Origin of the sequence: Alteromonas sp. McT4-15 (assembly GCF_020515205.1) — a bacterium.
Lineage (GTDB): Bacteria > Pseudomonadota > Gammaproteobacteria > Enterobacterales > Alteromonadaceae > Alteromonas.
The window spans coordinates 1-25,937 of record NZ_JAJALG010000006.1 but is presented as its reverse complement, the minus strand read 5'-3'; the positions used below and the strand labels follow the sequence as shown (position 1 = coordinate 25,937).

At 43.7% G+C, this 25,937-nt stretch carries 24 protein-coding genes and 2 tRNA genes; 16 read left to right on the top strand and 10 right to left on the bottom strand.

The annotated features are described in order from the left end of the window. Positions 1-783: an RMD1 family protein gene (locus LHL20_RS06600; protein ID WP_226432727.1), complete on the bottom strand. Its 783-nt coding sequence runs from the start codon at positions 781-783 to the stop codon at positions 1-3. 318 nt (positions 784-1,101) lie between these two features. On the opposite strand from LHL20_RS06600, the gene asnB reads away from it, so the two are divergent. Beyond that, a complete protein-coding gene (gene asnB, locus LHL20_RS06595; RefSeq protein WP_226432726.1) occupies positions 1,102-2,772 on the top strand; it encodes an asparagine synthase B in 1,671 nt (556 codons plus the stop codon). Positions 2,773-2,848: 76 nt separating this feature from the next. Here the strand turns inward: asnB and LHL20_RS06590 are convergent, their stop codons facing one another. Both LHL20_RS06590 and queE read right to left on the bottom strand, forming a co-directional pair. Beyond that, entirely contained in the window at positions 2,849-3,739 is an 891-nt protein-coding gene (locus tag LHL20_RS06590; RefSeq protein WP_226432725.1) for a transporter substrate-binding domain-containing protein, read from the bottom strand. 63 nt (positions 3,740-3,802) lie between these two features. Then, complete coding sequence (queE, locus tag LHL20_RS06585; protein ID WP_226432828.1) at positions 3,803-4,477, bottom strand: 7-carboxy-7-deazaguanine synthase QueE; 675 nt, start codon at positions 4,475-4,477, stop codon at positions 3,803-3,805. Positions 4,478-4,571: 94 nt separating this feature from the next. Between queE and queC the strand changes: the two genes are divergently transcribed. Further along, entirely contained in the window at positions 4,572-5,228 is a 657-nt protein-coding gene (gene queC, locus LHL20_RS06580) for a 7-cyano-7-deazaguanine synthase QueC (protein WP_159623198.1), read from the top strand. Positions 5,229-5,313: 85 nt separating this feature from the next. On the opposite strand, the gene LHL20_RS06575 is transcribed toward queC, so the two are convergent. The 5 genes from LHL20_RS06575 to LHL20_RS06555 all read right to left on the bottom strand — a co-directional run bounded on the left by LHL20_RS06575 (position 5,314) and on the right by LHL20_RS06555 (position 10,658). Further along, entirely contained in the window at positions 5,314-5,706 is a 393-nt protein-coding gene (locus LHL20_RS06575) for a hypothetical protein (RefSeq protein WP_226432724.1), read from the bottom strand. Continuing rightward, complete coding sequence (locus LHL20_RS06570) at positions 5,707-6,084, bottom strand: hypothetical protein (RefSeq protein ID WP_226432723.1); 378 nt, start codon at positions 6,082-6,084, stop codon at positions 5,707-5,709. 81 nt (positions 6,085-6,165) lie between these two features. Further along, complete coding sequence (locus LHL20_RS06565; RefSeq protein WP_226432722.1) at positions 6,166-7,092, bottom strand: LysR family transcriptional regulator; 927 nt, start codon at positions 7,090-7,092, stop codon at positions 6,166-6,168. A 236-nt stretch (positions 7,093-7,328) separates the two neighbouring features. Beyond that, on the bottom strand, positions 7,329-9,344 hold the full coding sequence (uvrB, locus tag LHL20_RS06560; RefSeq protein WP_159623204.1) for an excinuclease ABC subunit UvrB: 2,016 nt from the start codon (positions 9,342-9,344) through the stop codon (positions 7,329-7,331). Further along, on the bottom strand, positions 9,345-10,658 hold the full coding sequence (locus tag LHL20_RS06555; RefSeq protein ID WP_159623220.1) for an MATE family efflux transporter: 1,314 nt from the start codon (positions 10,656-10,658) through the stop codon (positions 9,345-9,347). 1,089 nt (positions 10,659-11,747) lie between these two features. On the opposite strand from LHL20_RS06555, the gene LHL20_RS06550 reads away from it, so the two are divergent. From LHL20_RS06550 to LHL20_RS06505, 10 genes are all read left to right on the top strand, one after another. Continuing rightward, a tRNA-Asn gene (locus tag LHL20_RS06550) sits at positions 11,748-11,824 on the top strand. A 26-nt stretch (positions 11,825-11,850) separates the two neighbouring features. Further along, positions 11,851-11,927, top strand: a tRNA-Asn gene (locus LHL20_RS06545). Between the two features lie 216 nt (positions 11,928-12,143). Continuing rightward, positions 12,144-12,725 (top strand): electron transport complex subunit RsxA, encoded by a 582-nt coding sequence (gene rsxA / locus LHL20_RS06540; RefSeq protein WP_202264427.1) that lies wholly within the window; start codon positions 12,144-12,146, stop codon positions 12,723-12,725. Continuing rightward, complete coding sequence (gene rsxB, locus LHL20_RS06535; protein ID WP_159623224.1) at positions 12,725-13,306, top strand: electron transport complex subunit RsxB; 582 nt, start codon at positions 12,725-12,727, stop codon at positions 13,304-13,306. The genes rsxA and rsxB overlap by 1 nt, the downstream gene beginning before the upstream one ends. A 5-nt stretch (positions 13,307-13,311) precedes the next feature. Beyond that, positions 13,312-15,768 carry an electron transport complex subunit RsxC gene (rsxC, locus tag LHL20_RS06530; RefSeq protein ID WP_226432827.1) on the top strand — a complete coding sequence of 819 codons (2,457 nt, stop codon included), beginning with the start codon at positions 13,312-13,314 and terminating at the stop codon, positions 15,766-15,768. Beyond that, complete coding sequence (rsxD, locus tag LHL20_RS06525) at positions 15,768-16,856, top strand: electron transport complex subunit RsxD (RefSeq protein WP_226432721.1); 1,089 nt, start codon at positions 15,768-15,770, stop codon at positions 16,854-16,856. Before rsxC ends, rsxD begins: the two co-directional genes overlap by 1 nt. Further along, positions 16,853-17,599 carry an RnfABCDGE type electron transport complex subunit G gene (locus tag LHL20_RS06520; RefSeq protein WP_226432720.1) on the top strand — a complete coding sequence of 249 codons (747 nt, stop codon included), beginning with the start codon at positions 16,853-16,855 and terminating at the stop codon, positions 17,597-17,599. Before rsxD ends, LHL20_RS06520 begins: the two co-directional genes overlap by 4 nt. Position 17,600: 1 nt before the next feature. Continuing rightward, positions 17,601-18,293: an electron transport complex subunit E gene (locus LHL20_RS06515; protein WP_226432719.1), complete on the top strand. Its 693-nt coding sequence runs from the start codon at positions 17,601-17,603 to the stop codon at positions 18,291-18,293. 32 nt (positions 18,294-18,325) lie between these two features. Beyond that, positions 18,326-19,048 (top strand): endonuclease III domain-containing protein, encoded by a 723-nt coding sequence (locus LHL20_RS06510; protein ID WP_226432718.1) that lies wholly within the window; start codon positions 18,326-18,328, stop codon positions 19,046-19,048. Positions 19,049-19,282: 234 nt separating this feature from the next. After that, positions 19,283-20,698, top strand: a complete 1,416-nt coding sequence (locus LHL20_RS06505; RefSeq protein WP_202264414.1) for a M20/M25/M40 family metallo-hydrolase — start codon at positions 19,283-19,285, stop codon at positions 20,696-20,698. Between the two features lie 305 nt (positions 20,699-21,003). Here the strand turns inward: LHL20_RS06505 and cspE are convergent, their stop codons facing one another. Then, positions 21,004-21,216: a transcription antiterminator/RNA stability regulator CspE gene (gene cspE / locus LHL20_RS06500; RefSeq protein ID WP_159623236.1), complete on the bottom strand. Its 213-nt coding sequence runs from the start codon at positions 21,214-21,216 to the stop codon at positions 21,004-21,006. A 330-nt stretch (positions 21,217-21,546) separates the two neighbouring features. Here cspE and LHL20_RS06495 point away from each other — a divergent pair, with 330 nt between their 5' ends. The 3 genes from LHL20_RS06495 to glpQ all read left to right on the top strand — a co-directional run bounded on the left by LHL20_RS06495 (position 21,547) and on the right by glpQ (position 23,957). Then, positions 21,547-22,257, top strand: coding sequence for an SDR family oxidoreductase (locus tag LHL20_RS06495; protein WP_226432717.1), 711 nt, complete (start codon positions 21,547-21,549; stop codon positions 22,255-22,257). Between the two features lie 158 nt (positions 22,258-22,415). Continuing rightward, the gene (gloA, locus tag LHL20_RS06490; RefSeq protein ID WP_226432716.1) at positions 22,416-22,805 is read left to right on the top strand and encodes a lactoylglutathione lyase; all 390 of its coding nucleotides are present in this window, start codon (positions 22,416-22,418) and stop codon (positions 22,803-22,805) included. A gap of 147 nt (positions 22,806-22,952) precedes the next feature. After that, complete coding sequence (gene glpQ / locus LHL20_RS06485; RefSeq protein WP_226432826.1) at positions 22,953-23,957, top strand: glycerophosphodiester phosphodiesterase; 1,005 nt, start codon at positions 22,953-22,955, stop codon at positions 23,955-23,957. 24 nt (positions 23,958-23,981) lie between these two features. Here glpQ and LHL20_RS06480 read toward each other — a convergent pair whose 3' ends face one another. After that, positions 23,982-24,854: a flagellar protein MotY gene (locus LHL20_RS06480; protein ID WP_159623242.1), complete on the bottom strand. Its 873-nt coding sequence runs from the start codon at positions 24,852-24,854 to the stop codon at positions 23,982-23,984. 296 nt (positions 24,855-25,150) lie between these two features. Here LHL20_RS06480 and rnt point away from each other — a divergent pair, with 296 nt between their 5' ends. Further along, on the top strand, positions 25,151-25,786 hold the full coding sequence (rnt, locus tag LHL20_RS06475; RefSeq protein WP_226432715.1) for a ribonuclease T: 636 nt from the start codon (positions 25,151-25,153) through the stop codon (positions 25,784-25,786). The last annotated feature ends 151 nt before the right edge of the window (positions 25,787-25,937 follow it).

Here is a 25,937-nt window from a genome sequence, read left to right as displayed (position 1 = left end):
TTACATCAAAATTGCTTTAAGTTCTTCAGCACCAAAAGTCGCTATTTCAAATGCGATTAATATGATAATTATCCATTCAAGAAATGACGAATGCTTGTGATTTAAGTCATCCGCCAACATTTCAAATAGCTCGTGAATAACATCAAGCTTATTCGATAGCACTTCAACTCTTGGTCGAATATCCAAATATCGCGAAGTCAGTGTATAAGCATATTCATATTCTGGGTATTCCCAGAAAAACTCAGGCGTATCTAATAACCCATAATGCAAAAAGATATCACTTTTCGTGCTAAATAAATGACCACGAATCTTTGCGAGCGCTCTGCGTCCAAGCTTTATTTTTCCAGTTTCAGCCAATGCATTAGGCAGGTAGCCATACTGGGTAATGGTGTCTTGCGCTTTTTCTTCGTACTCATTTAGTTTAATCGATTGTGCTAAGCCATGACTAATGGAAAGACGAAGAAGTTCGTCGGCGCTTGGCAGTGCAATAAGATCACGCTGAAGTTTAAGCGTGTCACCATCGATAACGAACCGCAAGTGCTCTTGATGCTGCCCCGTCAACACTTCTTCATGCACTTGAAGACGGTTCAGTAAAGCCATCTTTTCGTCTTCGTCTACGCCCCAAAAAACAATAACACCGTATTCAAAAAGCCACGCTTCTCCACCAAAGACATCAATTTGCACCGCATCGCGATAACGAGACCCCAAGCTTGCCATCAAATCTTGTGAAACAGTGAAATCAGGAATAATAAAAGCCGACACACGGTCGTTAGAAAATTGCATACCCATTACCAATGAGACTAAAAATCGGCGCGATTATGCGCTTAATTTTCACACTGCGATAGCAAATTCATGCGTTAAAAAAGTAATGGTTACGACGATAAATTTTAGTCAAAGTAGGACAGACATAACAATAAACTCTCAGTTTGGAATAACTATTTCCATTTTCTCATCATAATGTGCTTGCAATTTCCTGTCAGACTGGCACATTCAAGGCACGCGAATAAACAATAACAACAAATCTTCGCTCACTCGTACGCGAGTACCCGACAGAAAAAGCCTCATTATTTTTTCAACAAGTGAACAGAGAGAATCCGTTTTATGTGTGGTATTTTCGGTATCCTTGATATCAAGACCGATGTGTCTGAACTCAGAACCCAAGCCCTCGATTTATCTAAACTTTTGCGCCACCGTGGCCCTGACTGGTCGGGTATCTGGAATAATGACAATACCATTCTTTGTCACGAAAGACTGGCTATTGTTGATGTTGATACAGGTGCACAGCCTCTTATCAGTCAAAACGACAAACAAATACTTGCCGTTAATGGCGAAATTTATAACCACAAACAACTGGCTGCGAATCTAGATTCGCCTTACCCGTTTAAGACGCGCTCAGATTGTGAAGTTATTCTTCCTCTCTTTCAGCAAAAAGGCATCGACTTTATTGATGAACTTGAAGGGATGTTCGCGTTTATTCTTTATGATGAAGAACAAGATGCTTATCTGATCGCGCGTGATCATATTGGTATTATCCCGCTTTACACAGGTTACGATGAACACGGTAACTTCTATGTTTCATCGGAAATGAAAGCGCTAGCGAGCGTGTGTAAAACCATTAGTGAGTTCCCTCCTGGTCATTATCTATGGAGTAAAGAAGGTAAGATCACTAAGTATTACAAGCGTGACTGGATGGAATACGATAACGTCAAAGACAACACAAGTGACTTAGAAGAACTTCGTGTGGCCTTTGAAAAGGCGGTTAAGTCACACATGATGTCTGACGTTCCCTACGCCGTGTTGCTTTCAGGCGGTCTTGACTCGTCACTTGTATCTGCTGTAGCGGCACAGTATGTCGCCAAACGAGTAGAAGACGAAGATAAAACCGATGCGTGGTGGCCGCGTTTACATAGTTTTGCCGTCGGACTTGAAGGCGCGCCAGACTTAAAAGCGGCGAAAAAAGTGGCAGACATGATTGGCACCGTTCACCATGAAATCCACTTCACTATTCAAGAGGGATTAGACGCCATCCGCGATGTTATCTACCACCTTGAAACCTATGATACTACGACCATTCGCGCCGCTACGCCAATGTACCTTATGACCCGTAAGATTAAAGCTATGGGTATCAAAATGGTACTGTCAGGTGAAGGCTCTGATGAAATCTTCGGTGGCTATTTGTATTTCCACAAAGCCCCTAACGCCAAAGAGTTCCATGAAGAAACAGTTCGCAAATTAGATCGCTTGCACATGTTTGATTGTGCGCGCGCTAACAAAGCAACGTCAGCATGGGGCGTTGAAGCTCGCGTGCCTTTCCTTGATAAAAACTTCATAGATGTTGCTATGCGCCTAAACCCGCAAGACAAAATGTGTCTTGATGGAAAAATGGAAAAATGGATCCTTCGTAAAGCCTTTGATAACGGTGAGACACTTCCAGCGGAAGTACTATGGCGTCAAAAAGAACAGTTTGGTGACGGTGTAGGTTACTCGTGGATTGATTCAATTCGCGACTTTGTAGACAACGAAGTCACTGACCAACAACTTGCGACGGCGGAATTCCGCTTCCCTGTTAACACGCCTGACACTAAAGAAGGCTATTACTATCGCACTATCTTCGAGAGCTACTTCCCTCAAGAAAGTGCTGCGCGATGTGTACCTGGCGGCAAGTCGATTGCGTGTAGTACCGTTGAAGCCCTTGAATGGGATGAAAGCTTTAAGAACAATGCAGACCCTTCAGGTCGTTCGATGAAAGATGTACACGCTGGAGAATCATAACCTAACACTTACATCAAAAAACGCGGCTACAAGCCGCGTTTTTTTTATAACATCACTAACAATCTTTGGCCACGGCTTATTCGACGTCTGTGGGTGTTAGCTCTTTAGTTTGAATAGTATTTTTGTACCACAACCTATTATCATTTAGCGGCGTCTCAACTGGCAAAAGTGGATTTTCAAGGGTAAACACATTACGTTCTTGCATATTGAGTCCCTCTAAAATAGGCGAATAAGTCGTTTGAAAAAGTGATTCAAATGAGCCGTCATCAATCGCGCGATTGAGCCCAGTTTCAATAAGCCTTGCTAAGGTTTTATTACTCGAGCTTACAAAGTAGTACATCGCTGTTGGATAATAGAGCGCCATATTAGGCTCTAAAAAAAGATTACTACGCCTACCCTCTTCTGCCAATTCCGCATCTACTTCTATGACCGAACGCGGGAAGAAGTCGCCTTTACCTTGCTTGATCATATCGTATGCTTCTCGAAACTCTGGCACAGTGAAAACATTGAAACCATTGGCTTGCAATATTTTAGTGTCAGGCCATTCTTCACCTTGTACAGGAACGAGTTTGCGAATGTCAGTTAAAGACATAACATCCTCAAACTTAGAAGCTTTGTCTTGGTTTACCACGAAAACGCGTAAACCTATTAGCCCTTTAGCAATAGGAATACGAATAGCGGTAAGGTCTTTTTCACGCTGACTATCCGTCATGCTCCAAACCACATTAACCTCGCGATTTTCTCGCAGTTGACGCATAGCTTTCCCGGTTAAGAGAATTCTATCTGACGGGCGCAATTCATAATTAACGCCCGTTTTATCAAGCGCCAATTTCAGTAACGCGATGGGATACTGCGAGCGTTCGTCCGAATCATCAAGTGGTCGAGGGTACGTAATGGTCCACAATGCGGCACTTGCCTGCATACTGCTTAGCAACAACGTAATACACGCCAAAACCACCCTAATCATTCTCAAATCCTTTCTCATTGAGCTCACAATGTGCTTGGTAGAAATCGTAAACCAAGACGTTAACTACTCAATGCCAATGTACTTATGTGTTTGTAAAGATAGCCGCCAGTTACGCGCAATACAAGTGCGCACGGCTAACTCCGTCGCGCGTTTTTGTTGGCTAATAGGTTGTAAGCAAACCTGTTTTCCTTCAAGGCTTGATACTTTTGTAAGCAATGCATCAAGCTCATCAATATGTTTTTGCATAGCGATAGGATGCTTAATCTCATTGGCACGCTCTAGTGCACTGGTGAGCACATCAAAGCCCCCTTTCATATTTATTTTGGGCGAAACTGTGACATAAGTGCGCACATCACATAACACCTCAAACGTGCCACTGGTCTCAATTTGCGTGGTGTATCCGTTTTGATGCAATATGCTGGTTAGCGGACGTAAGTCATACATACATGGCTCGCCCCCAGTAATGACTACATGCTTTGCAACGTACCCCTGTTGCTCAAACAGTGTCATCAAACTTGCTTCGTTAGATACAAAATACGTTTCAGATTCGCTACTTTTGGCAATGACATCTTCTGGTGAAACACTCAAGTCAGCTTTTATCTCCCACGTGTGCTTAGTATCACACCATGGACACCCTACCGGACATCCCTGTAAGCGGACAAAGATAGATGGTATTCCCGTATATGCGCCTTCACCTTGGATAGTTTCGAACATCTCATTGATGTTTAATGTGGACAATACAGACAATTTGACACCCTTTAACGATTGTATGTTGGGATTTTACCAAGGATCACATAAAATTCGGTGATAATTTATCAATTAATCAAAAACTATGTCTGAAAACGTTGTTGTTATTTATTCAGGAGGCATGGACTCCTACACGGTTTTGCACAAAGCGCTGCGCGCGGGCAAAAAAGTACACGCTTTAAGTTTTAACTACGGACAGCGTCACAAGAAAGAACTCGACTACGCCGCCGCGGTTTGTCGCTCACTTGACGTACCGCATAAAATTGTCGATATCAGCGCCATCAATACCTTGATTGGTGGTTCTGCGCTGACATCTGATATAGACGTTCCTGAAGGGCACTATGAAGAGCCCAGCATGAAGCAAACCGTCGTGCCTAATCGCAACATGATCCTGTTGTCATTGGCTGTTGGCTACGCAGTGAGTCTTGATGCAAACGAAGTTTACTACGGTGCACACTCAGGCGATCACGCGATTTACCCTGACTGTCGTCCTGAATTCGTTCATAGAATGAATGATGTATGTGGCATAGCCAACTACACACCTGTAAAAATTATGACGCCTTACATCGATGACAGCAAAACAGCAATTTTGACTGATGGCTTAAAAATGGGGCTAGATTACTCGCAAACCTGGACCTGCTACAACGGTCGTGAAAAAGCGTGTGGCAAATGCGGCGCGTGTGAGGAACGCTTAGAAGCGTTTAGCGAAAACAATGCAACAGACCCACTAGAGTACGAATAAATCCTGTAAAAATAGCGAAATTGAATAATAAGTAGCCATAACGTTGGCTACTTAATTCCTAAATTTGTGTAACGCGAACCTACAATTAATTCGAGTTTGGAGTTCGTGGGTTATACTTGCGATAGAGCCTGCCGCTTAAATATACAATAACAACAGATAGAAACGCGCAGACCCCCAACGCTCCCCCCATGCCATTTAATAGTGGAAGTATTGCAGCACTCAGTACACCAAAAACTGATGCAGCCAATGTCACTCCCAACCACGATAATTTGGCACTTGAACTCATGCCAACAAAGCTTCCACCGAAAAATAGCGCACCAAACGCATTGGCTGTACTACTGTCGAAAACGACCCAAAACACGGTATAGGCGACTAATGTTGCCAAGGTACTCGCTCGAATAGCACCAATAAATGGGACTAACGATAATGCAAACGTACTTAGCCCTCCCACAACGGCGATGACTATTGTGGTCAACATTTAAAGTACCAGCCCTTTTACTAACACAACGCTTGCCACAGCGGTAAAGGCTATGGCCCCAAGTTTCCCCCCAATGCCCACGAACACGTTGCGCAGCAAGGTGTAAATAAAAGCACCAACTAGGCTTACAGCAATAATTTCACTTTGTGTTTGAATAATATCCTGTGAGCACATTCCCGCAAACGTACCAGCATAAACAGCGGCTTGCGGATGGCGCTTAAAGCGTGAGGTATAAGGAATAAAGCTACCCAATAACCCCACAGTTGCAGCACTGACTACAACAGGTACAGCAAACGCGTGATGAAGTATGAAACAACCATAGAAACCAGCGTAAAACGTTATGAGTTTACTTATGTAAAACAACCCAAGGGTTTTCACGTCGTATTCCTCAAACAAAAAAGCCTCGCAAGTTGCAAGGCTATAGTGTGCATACTAATAGTAGAGTTTATCGATAAGGTTTTATTTCTGGCTTTCAGAAATAAAGTAGCTCAACTCTTTTATACAATGGCGCAGTACTGGGTTAAGCCGCGTATTTTTGCCATTCATCACAAATAATTCATGGCTAAAATTAAACAAACTTCCCTTTGCAATGGGAACAAGTCCTAGCGCAGCACCTTGCTCTTTTGCCATATAGTCTGGTAACAAGCCAACATATTCACCAGTCATAATGGCTGACATCGCAGCATCATAGGAATCGGAAAACGTTTGAATAGACAATCGAGATTCGTCTTCAATGTAATTTGCCGAAGACAAACCTGAAATGCCAATAGCAGGGTAATCTTCTATTTTTATATTATCAGGCAGGTCTGTGTCACGGTATTTCGCTAACGGATGCGTTGGTGCACAGTACAAGCGGCCAGGTGTTTTCAAGCCAATAGGATGGAAGGTTACTGATTCTGGCTTGACCATATCGTAAGTAGATACGACCAAGTGACATTCACCCGACAAGGCAACATGCTCAACCTCATTGTATAACCGAGTTTGAATATTCACGTGAATATCATCAAACTTTTTCATAGTACTTTTAACCGCTTTACTCACAGCTAAATGCATAGAAAGCGGAAGGCCTGCCATGAGTACTAACGTAATATGGCCTGAATAGTCGTCGTGTAGCGATTTAAGATTGAAAACAAAATTGTCGAAAGCGTTAAATATGCGTTTGGTTTCTTGGAAAACCACTTCGCCTTCTTTTGTCATTTGAAATCCACCACGACCTCGGTGGCACAGGACCAAGTCTAAACGTTCTTCTAATTTTTTGATTGCTGCACTAATATTTGGGCGTTGCATACGCAACACTGGCTCTGCCGCAGTAAATCCGTTGCAGCTCGCTACAGCGTAGAAAACACGCAATAGCTTTATATCTGATTCCTGAAGACGATTAAGCATATTTAGCACCTGTTTATAGGTATAGTTATCGATACTCAAACTAGCACTATATGAAACTAGCCGTGCTATTACAACGACAAATTACTGCTTTTTATCTCAAAATTGTAGACTTACTCACGCATTGGTCAAATTTTGTGTTATCGCGCTATATACTAAAGTTGTAAATAAACGAAAGCCCCCTGTGAGTCACCGGAGGCTTTCGTATTTTTAAATGCAATCGCAAATAAATAATATCGCTATGAAAGCGTCACCACTTGCTTACGCAGTGCTTCAATATCGTCTCTTAACGACGCCGCTTTCTCGAACTCAAGCTCCCTCGCATATTCGAACATTTGTTTTTCTAGCTCAGCTATCTGATCCATAATTTCCGTGGCACTTGCTGCTTTTTGCTGTTTCTTCTTCTCTTCAACTTTACGCAATTTCACCTTGCCAGAAGCGGGGTGTGCACTATCGCCTAAGTCCATAATATCAGTGATGGGCTTGTTAAGACGCATCGGCGTTATATTGTTTGCCTTATTGTGCTCAATTTGTTTTTCTCTGCGTCGGTCAGTTTCGTCCATGGCTTTTTTCATCGACTTTGTAATAGAGTCAGCATACAAAATCGCCTTTCCGTTCACATGTCGAGCAGCACGGCCTATTGTCTGTATAAGTGAGCGCTCAGCACGCAAAAAACCTTCTTTGTCAGCATCTAAAATTGCCACGAGGGACACCTCTGGCATATCTAAACCTTCTCGAAGTAAGTTAATACCTACTAACACATCAAATTTACCAAGCCTCAAATCTCTAATTATTTCGATTCGCTCAACAGTATCGATATCCGAATGTAAATATCGCACTTTGACGCCGTGCTCATTTAAGTATTCACTTAAATCTTCAGCCATACGTTTGGTCAGCGTAGTGATCAGTACCCTTTCATCTAGTTCAACGCGTTTTTGGATTTCTGAGAGCACATCATCAACCTGAGTAGCAACAGGTCTAACTTCGATAATGGGATCAAGTAGCCCGGTAGGACGTACCACTTGTTCTACAATTTCTCCATCGGTCTTTTTCAGCTCATAGTCACCTGGGGTTGCAGATACATAAATGGTTTGGGGACAAATCTGCTCAAACTCTTCAAATTTTAGCGGTCGATTATCCAGCGCTGAAGGCAATCTGAAGCCAAACTCCACCAGTGTTTCTTTGCGTGACCGGTCTCCGCGATACATGGCGCCTATTTGCGATACGGTCACATGAGACTCATCAATAAACATCAAGCCATCTGCAGGAAAGTAATCAAGAAGCGTTGGTGGTGGTTCACCTGGCGCTCGGCCTGACAAATAGCGTGAATAATTTTCGATTCCTGAACAGTATCCCAGCTCCATCATCATTTCGATATCAAACTGCGTGCGTTGAGAAATACGCTGTTCTTCTATGAGCTTATTGGCTTCTTGTAACTGCTTTTTTCGCTCACCAAGCTCATCTTTAATATGCTCAATAGCATTTAGGATCTTCTCACGGGGTGTCACGTAATGAGTTTTAGGGAATACCGTTGCGCGAATAACTGATTTATCTACAGCCCCTGTGAGCGGATCGAATAAGCTTATTTTATCGATTTCATCATCAAACAATTCAACCCTTACCGCCTGCTTTTCAGAATCCGCAGGGAATATATCTATTACATCGCCACGCACACGAAACGTACCTCGCTCAAAGGCCAAATCGTTACGCTTATACTGTAATTCAGCAAGTCGTCTAAGAATATCACGCTGATCCATCGTGTCGCCTTGGCGAAGATGAAGAAGCATTTTCATGTACGATTCTGGGTCGCCCAAGCCATAAATGGCTGAGACACTGGCGACAATAACAACGTCACGCCTTTCCATTAGTGCTTTTGTCGCAGAAAGACGCATTTGCTCGATGTGATCATTTATTGATGCATCTTTTTCAATAAACGTATCAGTGCTTGGAACATAGGCTTCAGGCTGGTAATAGTCGTAGTACGACACAAAATATTCGACCGCATTGTTGGGAAAGAACTCTTTCATTTCACCATACAACTGCGCGGCTAGGGTTTTATTGTGCGCCAAAATAAGGGTCGGACGCTGAACTTCATTGATAACGTTGGCCATGGTAAAAGTTTTACCTGACCCCGTAACACCCAGCAACGTCTGCCCGGCCAAACCGCTATCTAACCCATCTACAAGGGCCTCTATAGCTGCAGGCTGATCACCAGCAGGTTTATACTTCGAATGTAGTTCGAATCCTCTACTCATCTAAACAACCTTATTTAAAACCGCATTATCGGACTCAAACTGCGCAATCGCGCGTTTAAATACAACAAACGAAATACTTGCCATAACGATATTGGCGATAACATTACCTACAAAAAGGCCTTTTAAACCGAAAAGCATGCTACCCACAATGCTGATGGGTACGAAAAAAACAAAAAGTCGGATGACACTAAGTACCAACGCCGTCATGGGACGGTGCATCGCGTTTAATGATGAATTTGTTAAAATGATGATTCCTTGCATGCCATAACCCAGGGGTACAATCATTAAGAAAAGCTGAATAAGTACACTGACTTCTGCTTCATTAGCAAATGCCACGGCTATCCAGCTCGACATGGACCACATAACAAGAAAAATAATTAACTGCCAAACAAGCACAAATTTAAGGGTTAAAGAGTACGCTTTTTTCACACGTTCAACTTGCATCGCGCCGACATTCTGACTGATAAAAGGAGGCAATGTCATGGACAAGGCCAACACAACAATACTGGCAATAGATTCCATTCGATTTCCCACCCCCCATGCCGCGACAGCTTCTGCACCATAGCTAGCAACTACAGCAGTCATTACACCACCAGCCACTGGCGTGAGCATGTTAGCGCCTGCTGCAGGAAGACCAATTTTTAAAATTTCTCTACTACTTTCCCTTAATTCACCAATGGTGAGCAGTCGTGGCAACATAAGCTTTCTGCGCACCGCGAGGATATAGAGGATCCACATCGCACCTACCACCCAAGCAATAAAGGTAGCTAATGCCGCGCCTTTTATTCCCATTGCAGGAATAGGACCTAAACCAAAAATAAAGATGGGGTCGAGTAATGCGTTTAGTCCACCACCTGCAGCCATCACTATACTTGGTGTGCGTGTGTCACCGCATGCTCTTAGTACGCTATTGCCTACCATTGGCATTGCAAGGAAAATACTCGACAAATACCACAGCCCCATATAGTCAGAGATATAAGGCATTAATCGTTCAGAGGCGTTGAGAAGCTTAAATACAGGCTCGATTGAAACGAAACCAATAATAGCAAGGGTGCCGACCAATAGTACCGAAAGCATGAGTGAACCGGATGCATACAGCTGCGACTTTTCGAGCGCTTTACTTCCTTGCAATTTCCCAATAATTGCTGATGTTCCAATGCCCAACCCTATATTTAAGCTAATAACCGTAAAGGTCACTGGAAACGTAAAACTTATCGCCGCGAGAGGGTCAGTGCCCAATAAACTAACAAAGAAAGTATCAATTAGGCCAAAGCTCATCATCATAACCATGCCTAAAATCATGGGTATTGTCATTCGTTTAAGCGTTGCGCCAATATCTCCTTGAAGTAAATCAGAAGCGTGTTTTTGTGTAGTACTTTTATTCACTTAAGCCTCAGCGTTGTATGCGGCATGAAAAATGGAGAATAGCAAAGTGTAAAAGAGTGCACCTCACTTGGCTATGTGTATTCGATAAACTAAACAATGGATAAGGGCACTGGTTAGCATTATCGCTTATGCGACAAAGAGTTTTCTACAAAAACCAAGAATAAGCCTGCTTTACTATGAACACTGCATAAAGTAATGTTTTTACGCTGCTATTGCACTGAACTGTGATGACTGTTCACATTACAGTTAAATTTCTAATCTGTTTCAGTTTTACTAATCTCAAAGTAGCCACTTAAGGTTATTTCGCTATTCACAGCCATTGAGCAATTCACCGCCAAAATTGTTAACACAATGTAACGCACTGAGAAATAACGCGGATTTTTTTGCGTAGCTTTTAATCATTCGTTGAATTAACACACAAGCTACTTTTTGTTCAACCGATCAATTTCGATCAGCACTTCCGATCACAAAACAACACATAACCACCTGTTTAAATTGGATAAATACCAACATCGGCAACAATGTGATGATGATCATACCAATAGTGATCGCGTACAACATTCCCAACTTGCCAAGCTATCAACATAGTTATCCACAGATTTAGTGGATAACTAACGCTAGACCATATTTGGCGCGATGTTGTGACTCGTTTAAAAAAAAAGACGTAAGTGGTGACTAACCTTTTACTACGTAGGTACAGGTTACAGATTTATTAAAGACTGTACATAATACCAGTATCAAAGCTTTTTTTTATTCTATTTTGTTATAGTAGAGACATCCTGCGAGATATAAAAAGAGTAGGCACATAAAAGGTATTCACTATTGGTCACAGTATCCTTTTACAAGCGAAAGTGAGTGAGTTGCGTACATATTAACCATCACTTTTGTCTTTTTGATGACAAATTGAGCACAAAAGCGCTAAAAAGCTATTTTTTGCGCAGTCAGCACAATTATTTCATTTATGTTGTTGACAGCAACTAACTACCTCTTTAATATTCGCCTCCGTTGAAGCACAGGTCCCCCTTAGCTCAGTTGGTTAGAGCGACGGACTGTTAATCCGCAGGTCCCCCGTTCGAGTCGGGGAGGGGGAGCCAACTTCAGCAACAACTTAGGTGTCGATTCCCCCTTAGCTCAGTTGGTTAGAGCGACGGACTGTTAATCCGCAGGTCCCCCGTTCGAGTCGGGGAGGGGGAGCCACTTAGTTGGCTCTACAATTTCTTATAGTTACTTATCTCGATTTTCCCTTATCTTTGTAGTTTTTAATTAAATATCCCTAATTCAATCAAGTTGTTAATCCTGCTCTAAAAAGGGATAATAGCGCCATATTTCTTTTTTATTAATTCGCGGGATTTTGCCTACATATATAAACAGTAGTGTTTCCCCGTTAAATTCCTTGAGGGAATTGCGTAATTCATGACTGAATTTTTACTATTATTGATTGGTACAGTACTGGTAAATAACTTCGTTTTGGTGAAGTTTCTTGGTTTGTGTCCTTTCATGGGAGTCTCTAGTAAGCTCGAAACGGCTATGGGTATGTCTATGGCAACCACATTCGTGCTTACCCTCGCCTCTGCATCCAGTTACCTTGTCGAAACTTATTTACTCGCCCCTTTGGGCATAGGCTACTTACGTACGCTTGCTTTTATTCTGGTGATTGCCGTTGTCGTGCAGTTTACTGAGATGGTCGTGCATAAAACTAGTCCTACGCTTTACCGACTACTCGGTATTTTCCTGCCACTTATTACCACTAACTGTGCCGTATTGGGTGTAGCGCTTCTAAACCTAACTGAGCAGCACAATTTTATAGAGAGCCTCATTTACGGGTTCGGCGCCGCGGTTGGTTTTTCATTAGTACTCATACTTTTTGCGGCAATGCGAGAAAGGTTGGCAGCCGCTGATGTTCCTACTCCATTTAAAGGAGCTTCAATAGCAATGATAACAGCAGGATTAATGTCATTGGCGTTTATGGGATTCAGTGGGTTGGTGAAATTCTAATGACAGTATCTACAGCAATCATTTTTGCCGTAATTGCAATCGGTGTTTTAGCACTTTGCTTTGGTCTAGTTTTAGGGTACGCCAGCATTCGCTTTAAAGTTGAGGGAGACCCTCTCGTTGAACAAATTGACGCTGTTCTTCCCCAAACTCAATGTGGTCAGTGTGGTTACCCCGGGTGTAAACCTTATGCCGAAGCTATCGCTAATGGCGACGATATCAACAAATGCCCCCCAGGTGGCGAGGCTACAATTAAAAAGTTAGCTGATTTAATGGGCGTAGAGCCTAAACCTCTTGATGCAGCGCATGGCGAAGAAGATGTAAAAAAAGTCGCGTTTATTCGCGAGGATGAATGCATTGGGTGCACTAAATGTATTCAAGCTTGTCCTGTTGACGCTATTTTAGGGGCAGCTAAACACATGCACACGGTCATTACCGATGAATGTACTGGTTGCGATCTGTGCGTAGACCCCTGCCCTGTCGACTGTATTGATATGGTTCCTATCGTTCAAACCACGTCTACGTGGAAATGGGATTTTTCGTCATCTCCCAAAGGTGATATCCCAGTGAAAATGGTATCTTAATTGTGATGTATCCAAGTTTTGATTCAATTATAGAAAACCTGAACTCTGGGAAAATGTACACGTTTCCTGGCGGTGTACACCCGGATGACAAGAAGGCACTTTCCAATACAACACCAATAAAGCAGCCTTCTCTACCGGCCTTGTTGGTGATACCACTTCGTCAGCACATCGGCTCAGACGGCATTTGCTGCGTAGAAGTTGGCGACCACGTACTAAAAGGGCAAGTATTGTCACAAAGTTCGTCGCCATTTTCTGTTCCAGTGCATGCGCCCACTTCTGGAGAAGTAGTGGCCATTGCGCCTCATGTCGTAGCTCACCCCAGCGGTTTGACCGAGATGTGTGTCAGCATTAAACCCGATGGCAGAGATACATGGTGCGATCTTTCTCCTCTTTCAAATTATACAGAGGTAGAGAAAGGCAAAATTATTGAAATGATTTGCCAAGCGGGTATTTCCGGAATGGGCGGCGCAGGCTTTCCTACGCACATCAAAACGTCGACGTCTAAGCCTGTTGAGTTCCTTATTCTAAATGGCATTGAGTGCGAGCCATATATCACCTCTGACGATCGGCTGATGCGCGAATTTGCATGGCAGATAAGACAAGGACTCGATATTCTTACGCACCTCATAGGTCCTAAAGCCGTCGTTGTTGCCATCGAAGACAATAAACCAGAAGCATTTGAAGCACTGAATATTGCCTGTGAGGACAAAAAGGAATACCGCGTAGTCAGCGTAGAAACCAAATATCCTGCTGGCGGTGAAAAACAGTTAATTCAGGTATTAACCGGGCGAGAAGTACCGAGAAACGGGTTACCCGCAGATGTTGGGGTGATGATGTTTAACGTGGGCACTTGCTTCGCAATTGCAGACGCAATTTTAAATGGTAAGCCACTGATTGAACGAGTAGTTACTGTTACCGGTGAAGCTGTTGAGTCGCCGTGTAATTTTAAAGCGCTATTAGGTACACCGGTCTCTCACCTACTAGACGAAGCGCAATATAACCCGAAAAAACAGACAGCTCCCAAGGTTATTATGGGCGGTCCTATGATGGGCTTTACCCTGTCAGATGCCACCATTCCAGTGGTAAAAACGACGAACTGTTTGCTGGTTCCAAGTAAAAAAGAGCTTGTTGATGACAATGCAGAGCGCCCATGTATTCGATGCAGCGCGTGCGCTGACGCGTGTCCTGCTTCTTTGCTGCCGCAACAAATGTTTTGGCATGCGAAAGCTAAAGAGTACGACAAAGCTGAAGAATACGACTTATTTGATTGTATCGAATGTGGGGCTTGTGCATACGTGTGCCCCAGTGAAATTCCGCTTGTGCACTACTATCGCCAAGCTAAAGCCGAAATTCGCTTGCAGCGAGATGAGAAAAACAAAGCAGAGAAAGCGAAACAACGTTTTGAAGCGCGCAAAGAACGTTTAGAGCGCGAAAAACGCGAGCGAGAAGAAAAACACAGAAAGGCTAAAGAGGCGCGATTAGCCGCTAACAAAGCCAAAGAGCAACGTGTAACTGGCGAAGCGCCATCAGAATCTTCCACCAACGAAGCAAAAGACAAGGTCGCTGCGGCGCTAGCTAGAGCGAAAGCAAAGAAAGCCGCACTGCAAGCACAAACAAACGATTCTCAGACAGCGCCGGCAGACGCAGCTCAAGATGACAAAAAGGCTCAAGTTGCCGCTGCTATTGCCAGAGCAAAAGCGAAGAAAGCCGCTAAAGCCAATGATGCGAATTTAATATCAAGTGAATCTACTGATAACAACACGATAGATTCAGCAGTGCCCAGCGGTGAGCCTGACGATAGAAAAGCCAAGGTTGCTGCAGCTATCGCCAGAGCAAAAGCAAAGAAAGCAGCTAAAGCTAGCGATGCCAATGTGCCGACTCATGATTCTGCTGATAACAGCTCAAGTGCAGTGGAAGTACATAGCACTGAACAAGATGATAAGAAAGCCAAAATCGCTGCGGCTATCGCCAAAGCTAAAGCCAAAAAAGCATCACAAGTAAGCGCTGAACAACCTGCTGTATCTGAAAACGTGCTGACCGATAACACACCAACAAGTGATGCAACAGATAGCGCATCAGCGCAAGATGAGAAAAAAGCAAGAATTGCTGCCGCGGTGGCGAAAGCCAAAGCGAAAAAGGCGGCACAAGAACAAACTAATGCTCCTCACGATGCCCCTGATGCTAATGGCGCAGACAGCGAAGTTGACGAGAAGAAAGCACGAATAGCAGCCGCTGTAGCAAAGGCAAAAGCTAAGAAAGCCGCTCAGCAAATGGGGCGTGAATCAACAGTTCAGGCTTCAGACTCATCTGAGCAACTCGACACTGATGCTCAAACGTCAACATCCAGTAGCGCCTCAACATCACCTAGCGCACCTGCTGATGAGAAAAAGGCCCGCATTGCGGCTGCTGTTGCAAAAGCGAAGGCAAAAAAAGCGGCTGCAGAAAGAGAGAATGAATCCTGATGAAGTTAAGTCTATCAAGCTCACCGCACCAAAGGGTTAAGCGCGATACAGGACAAGTAATGCGCATGGTTGTTTATGCGATGATCCCCGGCATAGTATCGCAAGCATATTATTTTGGCTGGGGCGTGCTAATTCAAGCAGTACTTGCGGTGGCAAGTGCTCTGGTCATCGAAGGAATAATTCTTTTTGTTAGAAAGCGTCCTATTGAGCGCACATTAACGGATTACAGTGCAGCATTAACTGCATTGCTTATTGCGATAAGTATCCCCCCAACGTTGCCATGGTGGATGACGGTAATAGGCGTATTTTTTGCTATCGCGGTAGCTAAACAATTATACGGCGGTTTGGGGTTTAATATTTTCAACCCAGCTATGGTGGCTTATGTGGTGTTGTTAATATCATTCCCTGGTGCAATGAGTTTGTGGCTCCCCCCCACTACTCATGCGGCAATTACGCCAACATTTCTTGATTCCTTTTCGCTGATTTTTTCTGGATTTACCACCAGCGGATACGATGTAACTCAGTTAAAAACAATTGCTGATGGCGTAACTATGGCAACGCCGCTTGATACATTGAAAACCAACCTTACTCAAGGTGTTACCTATAGCGAATCGTTGTCGAACCCCATATTTGACGGTGGTATTTTTGAAGCAGCGGGTGCAGGTTGGAGCGTAGTAAGTGCAGCTTATCTTTTAGGTGGCCTCTTTTTGTGGAAAGCGAAAGTGATCAATTGGCACATTCCTGGCGGCATGCTAATTAGCGTGTTGATTTGTGCCACGCTACTACATCTTTTAGATGCCGATTATTACGCATCACCACTTTACCACTTATTTAATGGCGCCGTCATGGTAGGAGCGTTTTTCATCGCTACCGATCCCGTGTCAGCCTCTACGACGCCAAAGGGACGTATTATCTTTGGTGCCGCTATTGGTTTTTGGGTTGTTATTATCCGCACATTTGGCGGCTATCCTGACGCTGTTGCCTTTGCCGTCATTATCATGAACATGGCCGTACCGTTAATCGACTATTACACTCGCCCCCGCGTATACGGCAAAAATGTCGGACAACAACGAGGTAAGCAGTCATGATGAAAGAGAGCTTAGCCAAGAATGGCCTTATGTTAGGTGCTTTCGCTGTTGTTACCACGGCGTTGATTGCACTTACCTTTTTTGGTACACAAGAAAAGATTGATCAGCAAAAGCAACAGAAATTACTCAGCGTATTAAACGAAGTCGTACCCAGTGAGTTTCATGACAATGCTCTTTACGCAAACTGCACCGAAGTGAATGTAGATGAACTAGGTGGTAAGAAGCGCCATAAAGTGTATCGCGCCCTACTTAATAACCAGCCAAGCGCGCTTGTGTTGGAAGCCACAGCCCCCGATGGCTATAGTGGCGATATTGATATTTTGGTGGGTGTTTCTTTAAGTGGCACTAGCCTAGATGAGCGTAGTGCAACACAAACAAACAGCAATGAGCTTACTGTATTGGGGGTTCGCGTTATCGATCACAAGGAAACTCCAGGTCTAGGTGATAAAATCGAACTTGCGGTTAGCGATTGGATAATGTCATTTAGCTTAAAGCCTTTCTCTAGCGACAACCTTTCAATTTGGAAGGTAAAAAAAGATGGCGGTGAATTTGATCAGTTTACTGGCGCAACCATTACACCAAGAGCAGTGGTGGGTGCCGTGCGCGAGGCACTACTCTATGTGGAAGCGAATAAGAAAGCTCTTTTTGCAGCACCAAACCTATGTAAAGGCGCAGGTACTGTTGAGGCAAAAAAGATGGCTGACGTGAACGACGCCCAATCTCAACATGTGGAGGCGCTATAACATGACTGATTTTCGCGATCTTTCTTTACAAGGACTTTGGAAAAACAACCCGGCGTTAGTGCAATTGCTTGGTCTTTGCCCATTATTAGCGGTGACAGCCACGTTTATTAATGGGTTAGGCCTTGGCATTGCTACCATGTTAGTACTCATCGGTAGCAATGTAACTGTATCGTTGGTTCGAAATATAGTACGAAACGAGATCCGCATCCCCGTTTTCGTGATGATTATTGCTGCATTCGTCACCATTGTTCAGCTGCTTATGAACGCCTACACGTACGATCTCTATTTGGCGCTGGGTATCTTTATCCCGCTAATAGTGACTAACTGCGCCATTATAGGTCGTGCGGAAGCCTTTGCGTCTAAAAATGGTCCTCTAGCCTCGGCGTATGACGGTCTTATGATGGGACTGGGTTTTACCGCCGTGCTGGTTGTGTTAGGCGGCATGCGTGAAGTTTTAGGTGCAGGCACATTGCTCGTTGGTGCAGATCGCCTGTTTGGCCCAATTGCCCAAAACTGGACTATCACACTTTTTGAAACCGAGAATCCATTCTTACTTGCGGTTTTGCCCCCTGGTGCTTTTTTGGGAATGGGACTACTGATTGCAATAAAAAATAGCATAGACGCAAAACTAGCAGCACAACATAAAGCACCCACGGTTAAGGCCGAACGCGTGCGCGTTACAGCTGAGAGCTAGCGCCTCTTTTACTCAAGAAAAAGTAGATAGAAATGACTGAAGTAGTTACGCCAACAAAGCCAATTTCAAAACAAGAAAAAGTAAAAGAAATAATGCGTATTCTGGATGAACTCTATCCAGAAACTCCCATTTTTTTAGATCATAAAGACCCCTATACGTTGCTTATTGCGGTTCTTTTATCAGCGCAATGCACCGACGAAAGAGTTAACCAGATTACGCCAAAACTTTTTGCTCGCGCAGATAACCCATTTGATATGGTGATGCTGAGTATCGAAGAAATTCAAGATATTATTCGTCCGTGTGGCTTATCGCCAATGAAATCTAAAGGTATCTGGCACTTATCAGACATGATCATTAAACTGCACAATGGCGTTGTTCCGGCAGATTTTGAAGCGCTAGAGGCCATGCCAGCAGTTGGCCATAAAACTGCGGCAGTGGTTATGTCACAGGGCTTTGGTATTCCAGCATTTCCGGTGGATACACATATACATCGATTGATGTATCGATGGGGGCTGTCAAATGGTAAAAGCATCGAGCAGACCGAGCGCGATGCCAAACGCTTATTCCCTAAAGAGAGATGGAACGACCTTCACCTTCAAATTATCCTTTACGGAAGAGAGTACTGCCCTGCCCGCGGATTCGACTTAAACAAATGCATCATCACACGAGAATTCGGTAGAAAGAGCTTTATTAACGAAGTGCTAAAAGAACAAGAGAAAAAGCAAAAACTAGCGCTTAAGAAAAAGCGCAAGTAATACCATAAACTAAAAAGGAGCCGAATGGCTCCTTTTTGCATTTTGCTGATTATCAGTTCTATGTACTGAATAGCGCTAGCTATAGGTTCGAGATAGCCTTTACGAGTATACCTTGCGATAAATGAACAACTTAGCATCATCGTTTACCTCGAAAGCCTTCAACGAATTCGCTATGATGAAACGCATAGGCTTGCCTATGGCAAATAAAATAAAAATACCCACCTCGGAGAACACATGTCTCGATTGAATTCTATCGCTAAAAATTTAGCGTTTGGTGCATTGGTAAGCGCTTGTAGTTTCGGCGTATTTGCTGATAGCTCACCCATTACCGATAAACAAAAGAAGAATGCTGAAATGCTAATTCAGAAGGCCTTAGAAAGTGACTTGGGATATAAGATTGTAGAGTCTCTCACGACTGAAATAGGTCCTCGCTTAGGCGGCTCTGAAGCAGAAAAACGCGCAAGAGACTGGGGCGTGGTTGTTGGTAAGCGTCTTGGGTTTGATAACGTTAGCATTGAAGAATTCACTATGCCGTTTTGGGATAGAGGTCACCTACACATATCGCTAACTTCACCTTATGCGCAGCCGCTTTATGGCACAGCGTTGGGTGGCGCAGCGCCTTCTGATGAAGAAATTAATGCCGATGTCGTGTACTTTCGCGATATTCATGCTTTAACCGATGTAAAAGCGGGTGCACTTAAAGGTAAGATCGCCTTTGTTGACGGCGACGCCATGGTGAAAAGTCAAACCGGTGCAGGCTATTCCCAAGCCAATCAACGTCGTCGTATAGGTTGGCAGCATGCTCAGCGCGGGGGCGCGCAAGCTTTAGTAGTGCGCTCTGTAGGCTCTGACTCCCATCGCTTTCCTCATTCTGGCATGATGAGCTCTGACAACGATAAATGGGCGGACATTCCCGTTATTGCTATTTCAAACCCTGATGCCGATCATCTTCGCAGACTCCACAACCTTGGGAAACCGCTGTCACTTTCACTACACTCTGAGTCAAAATGGAAAGGCGATGTGAGCAGTGGCAATGTAGTACTTGATCTTATAGGCAGTGAGAAGCCAGAGGAAATCATTCTCATTGGGGGGCATCTAGACAGTTGGGACTTAGGAACGGGTGCTGTTGATGATGGCGCAGGTATTGCTATTACAACCGCCGCGGCAGCATTAATTGCATCACTACCAGAGCGTCCTAAACGTACCATTCGCGTGGTAATGTTTGGTGCAGAAGAAGTGGGGCTTTTAGGTGCGTTTGCGTATGCCAAGCAGCACGAAAGTAACTTAGCTAACCATGTATTAGCTACCGAGTCTGATTTTGGAGCACAAACAATTTGGCAAATCGTCTCTAACGTAAATCCAGAAGCTACTGTACTTGTAGATGAAATAGCTAAAATTCTATCGCCACTGGGTATCGTACGTGGAGGGTCAGATATCGCTGGCGGTGGCCCGGATATTATCCCGCTTGCCGCAAAAGGTGTGCCTACAATTAGATTGAATCAAAATGGCCATGATTACTTTGACCTGCACCACACACCAGATGACACATTAGACAAAATAAACCCTAACGAGCTGGCACAAAATATTGCGGCTTATGCAGCTAGCATTTATTTGTTGGCAGACACAGACGTTGAATTAAAGCGAGATTAACGGGTTACTGGGTAATACTGTTTAGGATAGCGAGCGTTGCAGCAATTTGTCCAAAAACGCTCGTCTATCGCTTTTGTTGCTAAACTCAACGCGCTTCATGTTACCGACTTCGCGATAAGCAATACTATTTTTATGTACGGAAATATCAGAGATGGTATTACAAAGCTGGGGAGGTGTTATTGAAGATAGTATAAGAAATACTCCTTTTATTATTTTTATATATATTCTTTCGTCCTTTTACTGACTAAAAAATCATAACGTCATAAGCAAGTCCTTTGAAAAGACTTGCTTATGGAAGCAGTTACTTAGCGTACTACTACGTTTGCTGCTTGTGGGCCTTTTTGGCCTTGTTCTACTTCAAAGCTAACTGACTGACCTTCAGCAAGTGTCTTGAAACCTTCAGAAGCAATTGAACGGAAATGTACAAAAACATCTTTTCCGCCATTATCTTGTGTTAGAAAGCCGTAGCCTTTTTCTTCGTTGAACCACTTAACTGTACCGTTTACAGAATTAGACATAATAAAAACCTTTTAAAATTGATGTTGTGGTGAAATCTCACCGTAAGGCCGTAGACATAACCGAACTAGTAAAGTGATGTATTTCTGTAGATTAAACTTCAATTTGAAGGAATAACGAGAGGTACAGCGCAGTAATAGGAAAAACGTATAACATATCTAGAGCGAAACGAAGGCTACAGTGTTATTTGATCAATGTCCACTCTTTCTTGTTTATATTTTATTCACGCAACATTCAGTATCTACTATTCAAAAATATGAATACGTATGTTTGTGGGGATTTTTAGCTAGCTACGCTAGTTTTAAGTCACATATTTTTTATGGAGCAAAGTAATGTCAGATCGTTATCAGTTAAAAAGTAAAACGGCCATTGTTACCGGTGGTGGCAAAGGGTTGGGAAAGACTATTGTTGCGCATTTATTAGCACAAGGAATGAAAGTTGCTATTTGCGGGCGAACAGAGAAAACGATTACCGAAACCGTTGCGCACTTTGATAGTCAATACCCTGGGAGAATCTTTGGCGATGTCTGTGACGTTGCCAACAGCGAAGCAGTCTCGCGCTTCGTAAAAGCCGTCCACGCCGAATTTGGAGATGTTCACGTACTGATAAATAATAGCGGGTTTGGCAAAGAAACGCGTATTTGGGAAACCAGTGAAGCAGACTGGGATGAAGTGATGAACACCAACATCAAAGGCACTTTCTTAATGTGCAAGGCCGTTGTTGTAAACATGATAGAAAATAAAGAAGGATATATACTTAATATAGCCTCGCAAGCCGCGTTGAATGGCTATGCTAACGCAGGCGTATACTGCGCATCTAAATTCGCTATGGTTGGTTTGGGAAAGGCACTTCAAGAAGAAGTCCGCGAGTTTGGTATTCATGTACACTCCCTAAATCCCGCACTTATACAGTCGCAAAAATCTGACAGCGACGACATTGACCAAGGGTTAATTCAAAATGAAGACTTAGGTGAAATGGTTGTTTACTTACTATCACAACCACGTCGCTTGAAAATTGACAATATTGGGCTGTGGGGCTTTTAGTAAAGCCTCTTGTATAGTCAGTAGTGTCTTAAAGCGTTAACATTTCTCTTTTATCATTATGCGTTATGCCTTTGTTGAGCATTGCCTGTGTTAAGGCGGTTAGCGCGTATTGATAGGTATTAATGGGTATTGTTTGAAAACATCATTGAGAGAATAAAATGAGAATGTTACATACCATGCTTCGAGTTAAAGACTTAGAAGCGTCACTTCACTTTTACACCCAATTAATGGGTATGAGCCTACTTCGCCAGTCTGAAAACAAGGAGTATGAATATACACTGGCCTTCGTGGGCTATGGCGATGAAGCCAATAACACAGTCCTTGAACTCACTTACAATTGGGGGGAGAACAGCTATGACAAAGGTAATGCATACGGGCACATCGCTATTGAGGTTGACGACATATACGCATTTTGTCAGTCATTAGAAGCTAATGGTGCTGAAGTATACCGTAAGCCCGGTCCAGTAAAAGGTGGAACCACGGTTATCGCGTTTGTTCGAGACCCAGACGGCTACGCCATTGAGTTAATTCAAAACAAAGCGCGTTAACCGCTTTGTAATGCGTTTTGCTCACGACTATAAATCAAAAGGGAGTTTGAGCCTGTGCTATCACTTTTATCACCCATAAACATTCGCCGATATACCTTAAACACAAAACGACTCTGTTCAGCTGCGCTTCTCAGTTTATCGACTGTCATCAGCACAGGTGTTTTTGCCAACGGTGAAGCTTTAGATCCAGCTGAAGCGCAATTTACAATCGTGGCACATCGCGGTGCCTCTGGATACTTGCCAGAGCATTCACTAGAGTCTACCACGTTGGCGTTTGCACAAGAGCCCGACTTTATTGAACAAGATGTGGTGATAACCAAAGACGATATCCCGGTTGTTTTACACGACATTCACCTTGAAACAGTGTCAAATGTTGAGCAGGTATTTCCACAGCGACACCGCGAAGACAATCGCTACTATGTACGAGATTTCACACTTGCCGAGCTGCGTACTTTACGCTTACACGAGCGCGCTGACGGTGAAGGTAAACAAGTATTTAAAAAACGGTATTCCGGCGCAAAAGCAAACTTCACTATTGCAACGCTTTATGAACACTTTGAACTTATCAGTGAACTAAACCGCGAATTTAACAAACGCGTGGGTGTTTACCCCGAGGTAAAGTCCCCCGCTTTTCACTTAAACGAAGGCGTAGATGCAAGCAAGATAGTGATAGACGCTTTGATGTCTTATGATTTTGGCGGCGAAAACGGTAATAGTTTCTTACAGTGTTTTGACTTTGAAGAAGTAAAGCGCATTCGCGAAGAATTGAAATACAGTGGCAAAGTCGTAATGCTAATAGGTGAAAACAGCTGGGCAGAAAGCTCGACTGATTACGATTGGTTGCGTACGAAAGAAGGGATGGAAGCCGTTGCTCAGTATGCTGATGGTATCGGTCCATGGTTGGGTCATTTATTAGACCCCGCAGCGCTTAAAAAGGGTGAAATAAAATCGGCGTCGTGGCTTGATAACGCCCATGCGAACCAACTCGCTATTCACCCATATACCTACAGACAAGATGCATTACCCGAGGGAATGACAGGTCCACAGCTATTACAAATATTGCGCGATGTTATAAAAGCTAACGGTGTATTTACTGATCACGTTCCACCTGTTCACGAATGGCGACACCAACGCGATGGTATGGGAAAGTGAGTTAATCTTCACTAAGCCCTACTTTTAGGATTTAGATAAGCGTACAACGACCCTACGGTTTTGTGCGCGATTTTCTCGCGTATCATTTGAGGCAATATGGCGTTTTTCGCCGTGGCCAGTTAACTGGATCCTATCTTCCGGAACGCCTAGTGTAGTAAGGTAGCTCTTCACTTCGTTAGCGCGGCGAATTGATAGCTGTTCGTTATTCCAACGGCCACCGTAACTATCGGTGTAACCGTCAAGTAGCACGAGTTCCAATTCGGTATCTTCTTTTAAATACTCTCCAATCATATTCAAGCGCTTGCGAGAGTATTTAGTTAATTCGGTACTGTTGTTTTTGTACGACAAAACGGTATAGGAAATATCGTCGAAACTAAATGGCAGCAGGTTAGACACACATTTAGCGAACTCGCGGTATACACCTGTAAAATTACTGGCGTTTAATGCTACCGCCACTTGGTCGTATTTATTATACCAATCTTGGTAGTAGATAGTCGGCCAAAAACCTTTTTCAAGTTCAGAGAGCATCGTCCAAGCAGCATCCTGCGGAAGGTCGCCATTGTATTGCTTGCGAATAGACATATCCGCTATTGGCTTAGGCGCGACGCCAGGCATCCATTTAGGTGGCACAGAATACACCGATGCCACTTCAAACTTACTTGGCAGTAAATACATATCCAGCTCAAATTCCATATTAAGCTGCTTAGATGCATAACTGGTAAATAAGGCTTCCCCGTATCCAGGTAATTCGTGATTCAAGGTACATTGCAAACGAGATGGGTTGTCTACTTTCCAATTAGAAGTTTCAACGGTGGCAGAATACTGTCGCATAGCCGCGCTAGCTGATAGCGAACCTAAAAGCCCGACAAAGACAATATATTTTAATTTCGACACCATAACGAAAACCCAAACTGAAAACCAAGAAGACAAACTCACCACATAGGCGCAATGAGCTTATTTATTCTATCGTCCGAAGTGTAGAAAAGTTTAGTGATTAAATCTACATCAGGTCAATTTTTTACACTTTTACATGCCCGTCAAAATGGCATGTAGCAGCACAAAAAAGCGCTACTGAAAAATCAAACTGGCAACTGGCAATTATCCTTGCGATAATTCGGCTTTAGCTGACTGGTGAAAAGCCCGATTGTGGCCTTCTCCGTCCCATTCATCCGATATTGTTCTCAAGAGTGTTTATGTCTTCAAACCCGCCCTTACTCTCTCATCGCTTTAGAGGTTACTTTCCCGTAGTTATCGACGTTGAAACTGCTGGGTTCAATGCCGGTACAGATGCATTACTTGAGCTCGCGGCGGTGACGGTAAAAATGGATGAAAATGGTATTTTGCATCCTGACGAAACGTTTCACTATCATATTGACCCCTTCGAAGGAGCCAATCTAGAGCCTGCCGCGTTGGAGTTTAATGGTATTGATCCTCACTGTGCACTGCGCGGTGCCATAGCCGAAAGCGATGCAATGAAAGCATTGTGCAAAGGCATTAGAAAAGCGCAGAAAAATGCCGATTGCCAACGTTCTGTGATTGTCGCGCACAACGCAACGTTCGATCAGAGTTTTGTGAATGCGGCGATTGAGCGTTCTAATATCAAGCGTACACCTTTTCACCCCTTCGTATCTTTCGATACCACCAGTCTGGCTGGTTTGGCCTTAGGTCAAACGGTGTTAGTGAAAGCGTGTCGTGCAGCAGGAATAGCCTTTGACCAAAACGAAGCGCATAGTGCGCTATATGACGCGCAAAAAACCACCGAATTGTTTTGCTTTATGGTGAATAGGTATAAAGCGCTCGGTGGATGGCCATTAGTAGAAAGCGAGTAAATACGCGCTAATATAGAAAGTACAACGCAAACAAAAACAGCGCCCGTAGGCGCTAATGCCGTTCACTTAAGGTGAGCGGCATTTTTCTTTCTGCTGTATCGCTGTGGTCTCTTCTTAACTGTTCGGGGGAAGCTGCGTTCTCGCCGTGGAG

Coding starts and splice junctions, on each gene's coding strand:
- LHL20_RS06600 (WP_226432727.1), bottom strand. CDS start 783: ATGCAATTTTCTAACGACCGTGTGTCGGCTTTTATTATTCCTGATTTC.
- asnB (WP_226432726.1), top strand. CDS start 1,102: ATGTGTGGTATTTTCGGTATCCTTGATATCAAGACCGATGTGTCTGAA.
- LHL20_RS06590 (WP_226432725.1), bottom strand. CDS start 3,739: ATGATTAGGGTGGTTTTGGCGTGTATTACGTTGTTGCTAAGCAGTATG.
- queC (WP_159623198.1), top strand. CDS start 4,572: ATGTCTGAAAACGTTGTTGTTATTTATTCAGGAGGCATGGACTCCTAC.
- LHL20_RS06575 (WP_226432724.1), bottom strand. CDS start 5,706: ATGTTGACCACAATAGTCATCGCCGTTGTGGGAGGGCTAAGTACGTTT.
- LHL20_RS06565 (WP_226432722.1), bottom strand. CDS start 7,092: ATGCTTAATCGTCTTCAGGAATCAGATATAAAGCTATTGCGTGTTTTC.
- uvrB (WP_159623204.1), bottom strand. CDS start 9,344: ATGAGTAGAGGATTCGAACTACATTCGAAGTATAAACCTGCTGGTGAT.
- LHL20_RS06555 (WP_159623220.1), bottom strand. CDS start 10,658: ATGACAATACCCATGATTTTAGGCATGGTTATGATGATGAGCTTTGGC.
- rsxA (WP_202264427.1), top strand. CDS start 12,144: ATGACTGAATTTTTACTATTATTGATTGGTACAGTACTGGTAAATAAC.
- rsxB (WP_159623224.1), top strand. CDS start 12,725: ATGACAGTATCTACAGCAATCATTTTTGCCGTAATTGCAATCGGTGTT.
- rsxC (WP_226432827.1), top strand. CDS start 13,312: ATGTATCCAAGTTTTGATTCAATTATAGAAAACCTGAACTCTGGGAAA.
- rsxD (WP_226432721.1), top strand. CDS start 15,768: ATGAAGTTAAGTCTATCAAGCTCACCGCACCAAAGGGTTAAGCGCGAT.
- LHL20_RS06520 (WP_226432720.1), top strand. CDS start 16,853: ATGATGAAAGAGAGCTTAGCCAAGAATGGCCTTATGTTAGGTGCTTTC.
- LHL20_RS06515 (WP_226432719.1), top strand. CDS start 17,601: ATGACTGATTTTCGCGATCTTTCTTTACAAGGACTTTGGAAAAACAAC.
- LHL20_RS06510 (WP_226432718.1), top strand. CDS start 18,326: ATGACTGAAGTAGTTACGCCAACAAAGCCAATTTCAAAACAAGAAAAA.
- LHL20_RS06505 (WP_202264414.1), top strand. CDS start 19,283: ATGTCTCGATTGAATTCTATCGCTAAAAATTTAGCGTTTGGTGCATTG.
- cspE (WP_159623236.1), bottom strand. CDS start 21,216: ATGTCTAATTCTGTAAACGGTACAGTTAAGTGGTTCAACGAAGAAAAA.
- LHL20_RS06495 (WP_226432717.1), top strand. CDS start 21,547: ATGTCAGATCGTTATCAGTTAAAAAGTAAAACGGCCATTGTTACCGGT.
- gloA (WP_226432716.1), top strand. CDS start 22,416: ATGAGAATGTTACATACCATGCTTCGAGTTAAAGACTTAGAAGCGTCA.
- LHL20_RS06480 (WP_159623242.1), bottom strand. CDS start 24,854: ATGGTGTCGAAATTAAAATATATTGTCTTTGTCGGGCTTTTAGGTTCG.
- rnt (WP_226432715.1), top strand. CDS start 25,151: ATGTCTTCAAACCCGCCCTTACTCTCTCATCGCTTTAGAGGTTACTTT.